The organism is Gordonia spumicola (genome assembly GCF_009932475.1).
GTDB classification, from domain to species: domain Bacteria; phylum Actinomycetota; class Actinomycetes; order Mycobacteriales; family Mycobacteriaceae; genus Gordonia; species Gordonia spumicola.
The window spans coordinates 881,828-894,583 of sequence record NZ_BJOV01000003.1 but is presented as its reverse complement, the minus strand read 5'-3'; the positions used below and the strand labels follow the sequence as shown (position 1 = coordinate 894,583).

13 protein-coding genes are annotated in these 12,756 nt (G+C 66.4%); 9 read left to right on the top strand and 4 right to left on the bottom strand.

The window, feature by feature from the left end:
• From GYB83_RS10255 to GYB83_RS10245, 3 genes are all read left to right on the top strand, one after another.
• A complete protein-coding gene (locus GYB83_RS10255) occupies window positions 1-2,199 on the top strand; it encodes a 3-hydroxyacyl-CoA dehydrogenase NAD-binding domain-containing protein (protein ID WP_161895383.1) in 2,199 nt (732 codons plus the stop codon).
• A gap of 184 nt (window positions 2,200-2,383) precedes the next feature.
• Window positions 2,384-2,896 (top strand): hypothetical protein, encoded by a 513-nt coding sequence (locus GYB83_RS10250; RefSeq protein ID WP_161895382.1) that lies wholly within the window; start codon window positions 2,384-2,386, stop codon window positions 2,894-2,896.
• Window positions 2,897-3,224: 328 nt separating this feature from the next.
• Window positions 3,225-3,419 (top strand): hypothetical protein, encoded by a 195-nt coding sequence (locus GYB83_RS10245; RefSeq protein ID WP_161895381.1) that lies wholly within the window; start codon window positions 3,225-3,227, stop codon window positions 3,417-3,419.
• A 6-nt stretch (window positions 3,420-3,425) separates the two neighbouring features.
• Here GYB83_RS10245 and GYB83_RS10240 read toward each other — a convergent pair whose 3' ends face one another.
• On the bottom strand, window positions 3,426-4,661 hold the full coding sequence (locus GYB83_RS10240) for a hypothetical protein (RefSeq protein ID WP_161895380.1): 1,236 nt from the start codon (window positions 4,659-4,661) through the stop codon (window positions 3,426-3,428).
• A 189-nt stretch (window positions 4,662-4,850) separates the two neighbouring features.
• A complete protein-coding gene (locus tag GYB83_RS10235; protein WP_161895379.1) occupies window positions 4,851-6,173 on the bottom strand; it encodes a PIN-like domain-containing protein in 1,323 nt (440 codons plus the stop codon).
• A 111-nt stretch (window positions 6,174-6,284) separates the two neighbouring features.
• On the opposite strand from GYB83_RS10235, the gene GYB83_RS10230 reads away from it, so the two are divergent.
• Window positions 6,285-6,887 (top strand): hypothetical protein, encoded by a 603-nt coding sequence (locus tag GYB83_RS10230; protein WP_161895378.1) that lies wholly within the window; start codon window positions 6,285-6,287, stop codon window positions 6,885-6,887.
• Here the strand turns inward: GYB83_RS10230 and GYB83_RS10225 are convergent.
• A complete protein-coding gene (locus GYB83_RS10225; protein WP_161895377.1) occupies window positions 6,872-7,651 on the bottom strand; it encodes an SGNH/GDSL hydrolase family protein in 780 nt (259 codons plus the stop codon). The genes GYB83_RS10230 and GYB83_RS10225 overlap by 16 nt on opposite strands.
• Before the next feature lie 134 nt (window positions 7,652-7,785).
• On the opposite strand from GYB83_RS10225, the gene GYB83_RS23965 reads away from it, so the two are divergent.
• The 5 genes from GYB83_RS23965 (at window position 7,786) to GYB83_RS10200 (ending at window position 11,884) form a co-directional block, all read left to right on the top strand.
• Window positions 7,786-9,276 carry a fatty acid desaturase gene (locus GYB83_RS23965; protein WP_161895376.1) on the top strand — a complete coding sequence of 497 codons (1,491 nt, stop codon included), beginning with the start codon at window positions 7,786-7,788 and terminating at the stop codon, window positions 9,274-9,276.
• Window position 9,277: 1 nt separating this feature from the next.
• The gene (locus GYB83_RS10215) at window positions 9,278-9,457 is read left to right on the top strand and encodes a rubredoxin (protein WP_008377101.1); all 180 of its coding nucleotides are present in this window, start codon (window positions 9,278-9,280) and stop codon (window positions 9,455-9,457) included.
• On the top strand, window positions 9,454-10,623 hold the full coding sequence (locus GYB83_RS10210) for an NAD(P)/FAD-dependent oxidoreductase (protein WP_161895375.1): 1,170 nt from the start codon (window positions 9,454-9,456) through the stop codon (window positions 10,621-10,623). The genes GYB83_RS10215 and GYB83_RS10210 overlap by 4 nt, the downstream gene beginning before the upstream one ends.
• Complete coding sequence (locus GYB83_RS10205; RefSeq protein WP_161895374.1) at window positions 10,620-11,228, top strand: TetR/AcrR family transcriptional regulator; 609 nt, start codon at window positions 10,620-10,622, stop codon at window positions 11,226-11,228. Before GYB83_RS10210 ends, GYB83_RS10205 begins: the two co-directional genes overlap by 4 nt.
• Window positions 11,229-11,404: 176 nt before the next feature.
• Entirely contained in the window at window positions 11,405-11,884 is a 480-nt protein-coding gene (locus GYB83_RS10200) for a hypothetical protein (protein ID WP_161895373.1), read from the top strand.
• Here the strand turns inward: GYB83_RS10200 and GYB83_RS10195 are convergent.
• Window positions 11,881-12,744: an alpha/beta fold hydrolase gene (locus GYB83_RS10195; protein WP_161895372.1), complete on the bottom strand. Its 864-nt coding sequence runs from the start codon at window positions 12,742-12,744 to the stop codon at window positions 11,881-11,883. The genes GYB83_RS10200 and GYB83_RS10195 overlap by 4 nt on opposite strands.
• Window positions 12,745-12,756: the final 12 nt, after the last annotated feature.

Sequence of the window (12,756 nt, the reverse complement as noted above, 5' to 3'; positions counted from 1 at the left end):
ATGACTGACAACATGATTTCGTGGGAGAAGGACGCCGACGGCGTCGTCGTCCTGACGATGGACGACCCCAACCAGGGCGCCAACACGATGAACCAGCTGTACATCGACTCGATGTCGGCCACCGTCGATCGCCTCGAAGCTGAGAAGGACGACATCACCGGTGTCATCCTGACCTCGGCGAAGAAGACCTTCTTCGCCGGCGGCGACCTCAAGGACATGACGTCGGGACGCGGCGACAAGTCCAAGGAGGAGATCGCCACCGAGATCACCAACCGCACCAACGGCCTCAAGAAGGTCCTGCGTCGCCTGGAGACCCTCGGCAAGCCGGTCGTCGCCGCCATCAACGGCGCGGCCCTGGGCGGCGGCCTCGAGATCGCCCTGCACTGCCACTACCGTGTCGCAGCCGACGTCAAGGGCAACCAGCTCGGCCTGCCCGAGGTGACCCTCGGCCTGCTCCCCGGCGGCGGCGGCGTGGTCCGCACCGTGCGCCTTCTCGGCATCCAGCAGGCCCTCATGGGCGTCCTGCTGCAGGGCCCGCGCCTGAACCCGACCAAGGCCAAGGAGACCGGCCTGGTCAACGAGGTCGTCGGCTCGATCGAGGAGCTCGTCCCCGCCGCCAAGGCGTGGATCGCGGCCAACCCCGAGGCTCAGCAGCCGTTCGACGTCAAGGGCTACAAGATGCCCGGCGGCGCACCGACCAACCCGGCCGTCGCAGCCAACCTGCCCGCACTGCCCGCCCTCCTGCGTAAGCAGATCAAGGGCACCAACATGCCGGCGCCGCGCGCCATCATGGCCGCAGCCGTCGAAGGCGCATACGTCGACGTCGACACCGCCGACGAGGTCGAGACCCGCTACTTCGTGTCGCTGGTGACCGGCCAGGTCGCGCAGAACATGATCAAGGCGTTCTTCTTCGACCTGCAGCACATCAACGGCGGCGGCTCGCGCCCGAAGGGTGTCGAGAAGTTCCAGGCCAAGAAGGTCGGCGTCATCGGCGCGGGCATGATGGGCGCTGCCATCGCCTACGTGTCGGCCAAGGCGGGCATCGAGGTCGTCCTCAAGGACATCGACATCGAGGCCGCCAAGCGCGGCAAGGGCTACTCGGAGAAGCTCGAGGCCAAGGCGCTCTCGCGCGGCAAGACCACGCAGGAGAAGTCGGACGCGCTGCTCGCACGCATCACCCCGACGATCGACCCGGCCGACTTCAAGGGCGTCGACCTCGTCATCGAGGCCGCGTTCGAGTCGGTCGAGGTCAAGAACAAGGTGTTCCAGGAGATCCAGGACATCGTCGAGCCCGACGCGGTCCTCGGCTCCAACACCTCGACCCTGCCGATCACCATCCTCGCCGAGGGCGTCAACCGTCCCGAGGACTTCATCGGCATCCACTTCTTCTCGCCCGTCGACAAGATGCCGCTGGTGGAGATCATCCGCGGTGAGAAGACCAAGGACGAGGTCCTCGCCAAGGTCATCGATTACACGCTCGCCATCCGCAAGACGCCGATCGTCGTCAACGACAGCCGCGGCTTCTTCACCTCGCGCGTGATCGGCACCTTCGTCAACGAGGCCGTCGCCGCCGTCGGCGAGGGCGTCGAGCCCGCGTTCATCGAGCAGGCGGGCAGCCAGGCCGGCTACCCGGCTCCGCCGCTGCAGCTCATGGACGAGCTGACCCTGACGCTGCCGCAGAAGATCCGCAAGGAGACCGAGGCGGCCATCGTCGCCGCCGGTGGCGAGGCCCCGCAGCACGGCTCGTACGAGGTCATCGACTGGATGGTCGAGAACGGCCGCACCGGCCGCAAGGACGGCAAGGCGTTCTACGACTACGACGCCGAAGGCAAGCGTCAGCTGCTGTGGCAGGGCATCCGTGACCACTTCAAGTCCGGTTCGACGGAGATCCCGTTCGAGGACATGAAGGAGCGCATGCTCTTCGCCGAGTCGCTCGAGACGATCAAGTGCTTCGACGAGGGTGTTCTCACCTCCGTCGAAGACGCGAACATCGGTTCGATCTTCGGCATCGGCTTCCCGGCGTGGACGGGTGGCGTGGTGCAGTACATCAACGGCTACGAGGGCGGCATCGCAGGCTTCGTCGCCCGCGCCCGCGACCTCGCGTCGAAGTACGGCTCGCACTTCGAGCCCCCGGCCTCGCTCGTCGAGAAGGCCGAGGCAGGAGTCGAGAAGCTGACGAACGAGAACCTCGTCAAGTGATCTGACAACTCGCGGCGTTCGTCGAGCGGGCCTTCCCCGCTCATCGAGCGCAGTCGAGATGGCGGCCCCGGTGGAGAGATCCACCGGGGCCGCTTCGTCGTCTCCGCAGGTCAAAGCCTGTGGAATTCGTCCTCGACGATTCCGCCTCTTCGGTGCGATCCTCGTGGTGTCGAAGGGGGACGACATGCCACGGAAGAAGACCGCACCGAAGAGGCGGCACGACGCCTCGCCGAAGCTGCGGCTGGCCTTGCGTCGGGCCGCCCGGGCTCCGGTGTGGGAGTGGCCCACGATCGCCGGTGAACTCGCGCGCGACGAGGGTGGATCGGCGAAGGAGTGGCTGACGCGGATGATGCGATTCTCGCCGCGTGTCGAGACCCTGGGGCACGTATCGCAGTGGAGTCTGTTCGTGGGCGATCCGTCCTTCGCGAGGATCGTCGGCATCTGCACGGCGCTCCACGACCAGCATGATTGGGATCGGGAAGCGCGGGTCCATCGGTGGATGCCGGAACGTGCACCGTCGATGGAGGATGACGAGCTTGTCGACGCCTACCGGGAGATGTGTGGCAGTGCGCGGTACTTGCGACGAGCCATCCGCAGTCACGATGCCGCCGAACGGACCTTGTACCCAGTTCCAGAGGCGCTGCGGCGCATCGTTGCCGACCTGGAGCGGATAGCCCCGTTCGACGTGGACTCATGATGACGCCACAGGCCTGGGTCACGCTGGTTGTCGGTGTACTCGCGTCGATCGGCGTGGTCGGGACACTGTTGCAGCGGCAACGATCGGAGGCCGCGGACCGAATGCACCGTGATCGCTTCGACGCGAGAGCCGAGTGGTGGCGACGGTTTCAGTGGGCGGCGGAGCAAGCCCACGAGGGCGACGACGCGTCCAGTGAACTGGGGTTTGCAGTTCTGGAAGCGCTCACGGAGTCGCCTCTGGTGACCTCTAGTGAGATCGGGATCCTGGCCGCGACTGCTAATCTGAGGGCGCGTAGATCGTCCAGTGACACGGGCCGAGGTGAACAGTCATGACGTCTCCCGAGGAGCGTGCACGTCTTGAACGGAGTGCGCGCGAACGCGCAGGCGCCGATTTCATTCTCGCCGGTCGGACCAGCCGCGCACGCCAGTCGGCGGCCAACATTCTGGTGAAGGTGGCCCGGCTGCAAGGCGAAGAACCCGAGCAGTGGGTGCTCGACGTCGCCGAGGGGCGTTTGCCCGCGTAGGGCGCACTACTCCTCGCGGCGGGGCTCGCTCGTATAGCTGCGGAAACCCCACCAGATCGTGGCAGTCAACACGAACGTGATCCCGAGGATCGCGGCGAACCTGATCCAGCTCGGGTCGCCCGGAGTGAATTCGCTCGCTGCGAAAGAGATGGAGACCGGAAGCCCGACGTAGGCGATCGCGTTCAACGCGGACGTCGTTCGCCGTTCGCTCTCGGCGCTCGCCACATTCACCCGACGTTCCGCGATGCGAGTGAAGTGCGCAAGGCCGTCGCTCAGCTCGGAGGCGTGAGTGGTGAGCTGCATGGCGTCGCGATAGGCGGAAGTGAACTTCATCGACTGTCCGACGGCATCGCCGACGCGGATCCAGTACCGAGACTGCAGCACCACCCAGGCTTCGTCGATCGCATTCACACGCCGTAGGAGTTCGGTTCCGGAGCGTTCGCCGATCGTCGCTTGACGAGCATGCTGGACAGCATCCTCCAGGGCGCTGAGTGCAGCCGACTGCAGCCTTCCGATGACGAGGGCGTCCGAGTAGAGGGTTCGCATATAGATCGGCGCGAGTGGCCTGAAAGGTGAGCTCGTCTCGCTGTGTAAGACGAAGGATGTGCCGCTCAGTTTGACGAGCGCGGACCAGTCTCTCGACAGATGAATGACCCCGTCTGCGTCTCTCCGGATGCTCTCGTCGGAACGATGTCGTGTCGAGTCGACTCGTTGACCGGTCGGGAGCGTACTCAGCAGTTGGAGACTGCGGTGCTGCCCATCGTCGGACACACCGTGAGCGCCGTCGCGGACGGTTGTGGTGCCGGAATCCCCCGTCGAAGGTCTCTCGGCTAGCGCGATCGGATACACCGACAGCCTGGACATGTATGGGGAACCCGGCTCGGCACTGTCGCGGGGCGTCTGCAGCCAATGGTCACCGAGAGCGTCCGGATCGCCGAGCGGTGGAGGGGCGTGTCTGAGCCATTCGCGCAGTCGGGCGCCGCGAGGGCTCGTCGCGCTGTCCCCGCGGTCTTTGGACAGAATCTTGACCGCCAGCGCGACGTCGCCCGGATCAGCGGAGTCGATCGCGATGTGCAGCGTGACGACGCCGCGAGTCTGGTCCGCGAGCACGGTGTCGGAGGTGTCGAGCAGGGTCAACTCGGCCGCGACCAGCGAAGCATCGGGCAGCCCGAGCGACTCCATCGAGACCGGCGGCATCGTGCAATGGCCCCGGAAATCGGTGTCGAAGAGGTGCCGTTTCATCGAAGACGGGAAGTTCGTCCCGCGTGTGTCAGCGGTTGTCGTCGTCGACCGCCCCTCGTGACTGGAATAGGTGATCGGGAGCGGTCCCGGTTGCCATCCCGGAGAGGAGAGTATGCGGTGATCGGCCGTGACATCGGCGAGGAGGACCAAGAACTGTGTGCTGTCACCGTAGGGTTCGCCCACGAGACCTCAGCTTCCCTCGGGGGTCAGGTCGACGCCGGAACGGATCCAATCGCGCGCCTCGTTTGCCAAACGGGTGTAGTCCTCGTCCTCACCACAGACGTCGACGATGACGGCTGCGACGCTGTCGTCGCTCATCTCGAAGGATTGAGTGGACCAGTCGAGGGTGATCGGAGGATCGGACACTCCGGTCGAGTTGAGGTCCTGAAACCCCTGCCGTTTGAACGGCGTCTGGAACGCGCCCGTGAAACCTTGCAGGCTGGTCCGGTCGACGAGGTTCGCGGCGTCGTCCTTCCAGATTCCGGTCCACTCGAACTCGTGCACTGCGACAGCGACCGCGATCAGGAGCTTGAGCTGAGGAGCGCTGCCAAGATTCCACAGCACGTTCATGTATGACTCGACTATCTCTTTCGTCCACTCGGTGCCGATCGAGTCTGCGACGTTGTCGACCTGTTCGCGCGCGGCGTCGGTGACGTCAGCTCCGAACTGGGACATCGCGATTTCGAGGATTCCGCTGCGGTCGACCAGTCTCAACGTGCCGCCCGTCCGGTCGTAGTACTCCCTGACCAGTCCCAGACGTGCACGTTTGGCGGAGCCCGGGGCCGAGGGGCGGACCCAGTCTTCTTTGACCTCGTCGGTGACGATGGTGAGATCGAGCGGGCCCTCTGCGCCGCTGCGGAGGCGTTGAACTTCGTCGAGGCATTGAGTCCAGAAGATGAAGTCACCGGCCGAGCGGTCGTCGCCCTTGCCGATGTCGGCCGCGCCTGGAGTGTCCTTTCCGGCCTTCACTCGGTTGTTGAACTCGGCGAGCAGGCTGTCTCGTTGTGAGGCCGTGGGGGGTTCGCCGACGCGGTCGCCGATAGCCTCGTTCAGGCCCGCGATGATCGCGTCGGTCACGCCTTCCGCGTGGTTGGAGCTGCTGGCATCGATGTGCGCCATCATTGCGGCGACGGCCTCGTCGATACCACCGACAAGCTCGGACGATGTCGAGTCGACCGAGACATTGGACCGGATGGACCACTCCCGGAACGACTTGATCAGGACCTTCTTCGCAGACTCGATCTTGCCCTTCGCCTCGCTGTGGTGCACGCCCTTCCGCACGTGGTCGCGGTTGGCCCAGAACTCTTTGATCGCCTGGTGTGGAACGAACAGGCTGCTCTGCATCTGTCCGAGTGCTCGAATGTACTGATCCGCGGTGTCGTCGCTGTACCGGTACAAGTTGATCAGGATGTTGGCATCGATCGCGTAGAGGGCCCGTCGTCGAGTATCCGCGTTGTCGACGAGGTCGGGGTCGCTGTGTTCGAAGAAGTCGCTGAAGATGTTCGCGGCCATGAATGTCCCCTTCCGGCCCATCCGGGCTCCGTGATGAACGGTAGCCGATCTGCTCGGTTAGTCGGAGTTCGCTCGTGAGATTCGGTAGCGTGCTTGCATCAGGGAGGGCCGATGGTGATCGTGCGTACGACTGCGGTGATCGCGGTGGCTGCGGCGACGCTCGCGGCGTGCTCGCCCGGCGAGGCCTCCCGATCCACACCGCGCGTCGTCGACCCGTGCGGGGCGATCGGACCCTCGTGCACCCGAGCCGGAGCGGGCTCCGTCGCCGACGGCGGCGCGCTGCAGGGAATCGCCGTCGTCGAGGGCGTCGACGGAAGCGCGGAACTGCGCGTCGTGTTCGGCGACGGCAGGGGAGTGGCATCGGCCGTCGTCCCGCGCGCTCAATACGTCTACTCCGAAGCCGTCACCAGCGATGTCGCGCTGTACGACCTCGACGACCGGCCCGGTGCGGAAGTGGTCGTCGGCCGCGGCTCGGACGGCACGCACGCGTGGTTCGGCGTGTACACCTTCGACGGGCGACGGCTGGTTCCCGTCCCGGGTCCACGTGACGTCGAGGACTCGCAGACCGGGATGTGGAAGCTGTTGGTCGGGGCCAGGCAGTCGCAGATCGTCTGCGGCGACTCGCGGGTGACGGTCCGGGCGGCGTCGCAGGGGGACGACTACTTCGCGTGCCGCGACGAGCTGACGACCCGCGTCGACTACCGCAGCGCTTGAGGCGCGATCACCGGTGTGAGCTCCGGTCGTTTCGGCGCCCGGCCGTCGCCGAGGGAACGGCCGCGGAGTTTGCGGATGATCCACGGGGTGAAGAACTCGACCATCCAGCGGGCGTCGCCGAGTGCGCGGACCACCGGATTCGGTGCATAGGCGGGCGGAAGCGCGTGGCCCCAGTCGGCGGAACTCCCCGGCAGGCCGAGCGCGTAGGCGGCGCCCGCGGCGAACCGGTCGTGGCCCGCCGGTGAGGCGTGGAGGCGATCTCGCGCCCACGAACGCAGATCGGTGAGCACGGGTGCGGTGTACAGGTCGACGAGGACGAAGCCGTAGGTGGCCGCGAACTCGCGCATCATGTCGTTGAGCAGGAGTAGTCGTTCTTCGACCGTCCGGCCGAACGGGATGGTCCGGGCCACGTCCGGGAACGTCGAGATCACCACTGTCGCACCGGATTCGGCGAGGCGACGGTAGATGAAGTCGAGGTCGGCGCGGACGATCGCCGGGTCGGCCCGACCGATCACGTCGTTCATGCCGAGTGGAGCCGCGATCAGGTCCGGCCGCAGGGCGAGGCACGGTCCGAGTTGTTCCTCGCGCGCGTTTCTCGTGTTCTTTCCGCGGATCGCGAGGTTGGCGTACTGAAGGCCCGGATTGTGGACGGCCAGACGGTCCGCGAGGCGATCGGCCCAGCCGCGGTAGCCGGCGGAATCGTCTCCGTCGCACATCCCTTCGGTCTGTGAGTCGCCTATGGCGACGAATCGCGTGTAGCCCATGCAGCCGATAGTAACCACGTGTTCGCTTGTCGTTTGTGAAGTCGAGCACTTTACAAATCTCTGTGTATGTATAGACAGGCGACGTATCAACGTCTAATGTCAACATCACAAGCTCGCCCGACCAGGAGGTAGACATGGCGAACCCGACCCTCGACGACAGCCCCGTCGAAGCACTCGAGTGGCGCGACAAGAAGCGTCACCTCTGGCTCCTCGGCCTGATCCCCCCGACCGCTGTGTTCATCGCGACCGGACTCATCGCGCTGATGAACTGGGGCGGCGACAAGCTCGATTGGGCGTGGCTCGGCACCGTGTCGCCGGTCTGGTGGTGGATCGGCCCGATCCTGCTCTACGTCCTGCTCCCGATCCTCGACGTCTTCTTCGGTCCCGACGGCCAGAATCCGCCGGACGAGCTCATGGAGCAGCTGGAGAACGACAAGTACTACCGGTACTGCACGTACGCGTACATCCCGTTCCAGTTCGCCAGCCTGATCTTCGCGGCCTACCTCTGGACCGCGGGTCCGAACGGCCGCTTCGGCGACCTGAGCTGGCTCGGCGTCGACGGCGGATCGCTCGGCATCGTCTCCAAGATCGGTCTCGCGCTGTCGATCGGCGTCATGGGCGGCATCGGCATCAACACAGCTCACGAGCTCGGCCACAAGAAGGTGTCGCTCGAGCGCTGGCTGTCGAAGATCACCCTCGCGCAGACGTTCTACGGTCACTTCTTCATCGAGCACAATCGCGGTCATCACGTCCGCGTCGCCACCCCCGAAGACCCGGCGAGCTCGCGCTTCGGTGAGACCTTCTGGTCGTTCCTGCCGCGCAGTGTCTACGGCAGCCTGAAGTCGGCGTGGGAACTCGAGGCCAACCGTCTCAAGAAGATCGACAAGTCGGTGTTCCACCGGAGCAATGACGTTCTCAACGCGTGGGTCATGTCGATCGTCCTGTGGGGCGTGCTCGCGGCCGTCTTCGGCTGGCAGATCCTGCCTTTCATGGTCCTGCAGGCCGTCTACGGTTTCTCGCTGCTGGAGACCGTCAACTATCTCGAGCACTACGGCCTCGTCCGGCAGAAGAACGCCCGCGGTCGCTATGAGCGCTGCACCCCGTCGCACAGCTGGAACAGCGACCACATCTGCACCAACATCTTCCTGTACCACCTGCAGCGTCACAGTGATCACCACGCGAACCCGACGCGTCGATACCAGACGCTCCGCAGTTTCGAGGAGGCGCCGAACCTGCCCAGCGGCTACGCCAGCATGATCGGCATCGCGTACTTCCCGCCGATCTGGCGCAAGATCATGGACAAGCGCGTCATCGAGCACTACGACGGCGACCTCACCCGCGCCAATCTGCAGCCCGGCAAGGAGGCCAAGCTCCTCGCCCGGTACGGACAGGCCGCCCGCGCCCAGGCCCCGGCCGCCGCGCAGGACACCGCGGTCGCCGTGCTCGATCGTCCGGCCGCCACGGCGTACCGCTGCCCCAACTGCGAGTACGTCTACCGCGAGGCCGACGGTGCCCCGCGTGAGGGCTACGCGCCCGGGACCCCGTGGGCCAGCGTGCCCGACGACTGGAACTGCCCCGACTGCGGCGTCCGAGACAAGATCGACTTCCTCCCGATTGGAGCCTGACATGAACTTCAAACTCTTCCGTTGCATGCAGTGTGGATTCGAGTACGACGAGGCCGAGGGCTGGCCCGAGGACGGCATCGAGCCCGGCACCCGCTGGGACGACATCCCCGACGACTGGAGCTGCCCCGACTGCGGCGCAGCCAAGGCCGACTTCGAGATGGTCGAGGTCGCGCGGCCATGACCGCCGGAGCAGGCGTCGTCATCGTCGGAGGAGGGACGGCGGGCGCGACCGCGGCCGTCACCCTCCGCTCCGGCGGCTACGACGGGCCGGTCACTCTGATCGCGGCCGAACCGGAGCATCCGTACCGTCGGACGGCGCTCACCAAGGACCTCCTCGCCGCCGACCTGTCGCCGGAGAAGATCGCGCTGCAGAAGCCGCAGTCGTGGACCGAACGAGACATCGACCTCAGGTCGGGTGTCACGGTCACGTCCATCGACACCGACGGGCACACGGTGACCTGCAGCGACGGTCGTGATCTGAGCTATCGGGCACTGATCCTGGCGACCGGCGGCAGCGCCGCGCGGCCCGGCTGGCTCGGCCCGGACGTCGCGACCATCCGCACGCTCGACGAGGCTCTCGACGTCCGACGCTCCGTCGAAGAGGCGGCCAGGGTGGCGGTCGTCGGAGGCGGACTGATCGGACTCGAACTCGCCGCGTCGGCCGCCGCACGCGGCCTTGACGTCGACGTGATCGAGGCGGCCGACAGGCTCCTCGGCAGGGTCGTCCCGGTCTCGGTGTCGGAGTGGTTCGCCGATCTGCACCGCAGCAATGGCGTGACTCTGCATCTCGACAGTGCGGTCACGTCGGCCACTGCCGACGAGGTGGTGCTCGCCGACGGCTCGAGGATCGTCGGCCCGGTCGTCGCGGCCGTCGGCATGACACCGGATGTCGCGCTCGCCGCGGCGGCGGGGATCGAGACCGCCCGCGCGGGAATCGTCGTCGACGACACGTTCGCGACGAGCGCGTCCGACGTGTACGCGGCCGGTGATGCGGCGGCGCCCGCAGACCTGCTGACCGGGCAACCGTCCGCCGGGGGACACTGGTTCGGGGCCACCGACCAGGGCAAGGCCGTCGCGACGGCGGTGCTGGCAGCGCTCACCGGTGAGCAGGCGCCGTCGTTCCGGGACGTGCCTCGGGCCTGGACCATTCAGTACGGAGTGAACATCCAGACCGTGGGCTGGCCCGCGGGTGGCGACGTCGAGATCGACGGATCGCTCGCCGAGAACGACGCCACCGTCCGTGTCAGCAAGGACGGTCGTCTCGTCGGAGCGGTCACCGTGGGGCGGGCGGCGGCCGCCCGGGCGTGCCGGGCGGAGATCGATGCAGCGCTAGGCTCGACGGTGTGAGCGCACCGACGAGAAACCGCACGACGTACGCGGCGGCGAGCAAGCTGCTGCTGCGCACGTCGCTGCTCGACGGCCTCCGCGACCTGCTGCGCGTCAAGGACTGGGCGCAGGTCACGATGAGCGACGTAGCCAAGCACGCCGGCGTCAGCAGGCAGACCGTCTACAACGAGTTCTCGTCGCGGAACGGTCTCGCTCAGGCGTATGCGCTTCGCCTCGTCGAGCAGTTCACGACGGAGATCGAAGCGGCTCTCGAATCGATGCCGGGAGACGTGGAGGGCGCCCTGACGGCGGGTTTCGCCGGGTTCTTCTCCAGCGCCGGACAGGACCCGATGATCGCGTCGCTGCTCAGCGGCGAGGCCAAGCCCGACCTGCTCAAACTGATCACCACCGATTCGGCCCCGCTCATCGAGTCGGCGTCGGCGCGTTTGGACGTCAGCCTGCGGGAGTCGTGGATCCGGATGCCCGCGCACGCGTCGGGCCGGATCGCGCGGATGATCACGCGCCTGGCGATCAGCTACGTGTCGATGCCTCCGGAGGCCGATTTCGACGTCGCGGCCGACCTTGCGGCCGTCATGACCCCGGCAATCATCGCCGCCCGCGGCTGAGCTTCCTGAAATCGGTCTTCTCATCGACTCTCGGTGGCGATGTGCCGTCGAGAGGCGATGAGAAGACCGATTTCGGGAGCAGGTCTGCGACGAGTACCGACACGATTGTGACATAGCTAACAAATGGTGGTCGGACGGCGATGTAACCCTCACAGTGCGAGGCTCGGAGGACCGCCATGACCGGTAGACACGCCCTGGTCGCAGGGATCGGATTCGCAGTGGTCGGGGCCGCTCTGGTGGTCCCGCCCGGACACGCGGCCGCGTCGACGACCGTGCGGTACTCCCCGACCTACACGCTCGCCGATGGCCCGGCGTGCGGCGGCGTCGTGCGCGGGACCGTGTCGACCCATCCGATGACGCCCGGCAGGGCGACGGTCTACGTCGCCGCAGATCTGTACCGTCTCGGGGGCCCCGGCGTGTGCTCGGTCACGGTGACGGTGCACTGGCGCGGCGCGCGTGGCGCCTCCGGCGCGAAGTCGGCGACCCTCGTCGTGGACGGGACCCATCGACCTCGCCCGTGCGTCCAGCGGATGGGCCGGACGTTCTGCGGTGAGACGGCCGAACTGCGGCTGATGACGGGTCGCGGACAGCTCGATTCGTGGATCACGACCTCGCACCCGCATCTCGCGGGGCGGGCCGTGATCAACGCGTTCTAGGCTCGGCGTGCGAGGAATGCGGCGACGGACGACTCGAAGGCGTCCTTCGCCTCGATCATCACCCAGTGTCCGCACTTGGGGAAGATGTGCAGTTCGGCGTCGGGGATGAGGCGCATCGGCACCATCGACATGTCGGGTGGGCTGACGCGGTCGTCGCGGCCCCACGTGAGCAGGGTGGGGCACTTCACCATGTGCATCGACGCCCAGTAGGGCGGGTTCGGCGAGTTCGCCATGAACTGCTGCATCATCTCGAACGCCTTGGAGCCGTACATCATGCCCGCGGTCTTGGCGGCCTCCGGATTGATCGCGGCCTCCCACCGCTCCTCGATGAGCTGGTTGGTGACGACGGCACGGTCGTAGACCATCGAGTTCAGCCAACGGATGAGCTTGTCTCGGTCCGGGGCGTCGGTGAACTCCTGCAGCAGGCGGATGCCTTCGGACGGGCTCGGGCTGAAGATGTTCGGGCCGACGCCGCCGATCGTGACGAGCTTCGCGATCCGGTCGGGGTGCTTGATCGCGAGGTTGATTCCGACCACACCGCCCATCGAGTTTCCGATCACAGCGGCCTTGTCGATTCCGAGGCCGTCCATGAAGCGGATCACCGATGCGCCCGCGGTCAGGACCGGGTGGCCGTCGACCGGATCGGAGACGCCGAATCCGGGGAATTCGATGACGTAGCAGTGGTGCGTCCGGGCGAAGAACTCCAGGTTGCCGCGGTAGTTGCGCCATCCGGTGACACCGGGGCCGCTGCCGTGGAGGAGGAGGAGCACGTCGTCGTTGTCGGCACCCGCTTCGTGGTAGCGGATGATGCCCTGATCGGTGGTGAGCTCGCGTTTGGTCGACTCGTATGTCACGTCCATGACACCAGAATA

Coding starts and splice junctions, on each gene's coding strand:
- GYB83_RS23965 (WP_161895376.1), top strand. CDS start 7,786: ATGGCGAACCCGACCCTCGACGACAGCCCCGTCGAAGCACTCGAGTGG.
- GYB83_RS10240 (WP_161895380.1), bottom strand. CDS start 4,661: ATGAAACGGCACCTCTTCGACACCGATTTCCGGGGCCATTGCACGATG.
- GYB83_RS10235 (WP_161895379.1), bottom strand. CDS start 6,173: ATGGCCGCGAACATCTTCAGCGACTTCTTCGAACACAGCGACCCCGAC.
- GYB83_RS10245 (WP_161895381.1), top strand. CDS start 3,225: ATGACGTCTCCCGAGGAGCGTGCACGTCTTGAACGGAGTGCGCGCGAA.
- GYB83_RS10225 (WP_161895377.1), bottom strand. CDS start 7,651: ATGGGCTACACGCGATTCGTCGCCATAGGCGACTCACAGACCGAAGGG.
- GYB83_RS10195 (WP_161895372.1), bottom strand. CDS start 12,744: ATGGACGTGACATACGAGTCGACCAAACGCGAGCTCACCACCGATCAG.
- GYB83_RS10215 (WP_008377101.1), top strand. CDS start 9,278: ATGAACTTCAAACTCTTCCGTTGCATGCAGTGTGGATTCGAGTACGAC.
- GYB83_RS10200 (WP_161895373.1), top strand. CDS start 11,405: ATGACCGGTAGACACGCCCTGGTCGCAGGGATCGGATTCGCAGTGGTC.
- GYB83_RS10255 (WP_161895383.1), top strand. CDS start 1: ATGACTGACAACATGATTTCGTGGGAGAAGGACGCCGACGGCGTCGTC.
- GYB83_RS10210 (WP_161895375.1), top strand. CDS start 9,454: ATGACCGCCGGAGCAGGCGTCGTCATCGTCGGAGGAGGGACGGCGGGC.
- GYB83_RS10250 (WP_161895382.1), top strand. CDS start 2,384: ATGCCACGGAAGAAGACCGCACCGAAGAGGCGGCACGACGCCTCGCCG.
- GYB83_RS10230 (WP_161895378.1), top strand. CDS start 6,285: ATGGTGATCGTGCGTACGACTGCGGTGATCGCGGTGGCTGCGGCGACG.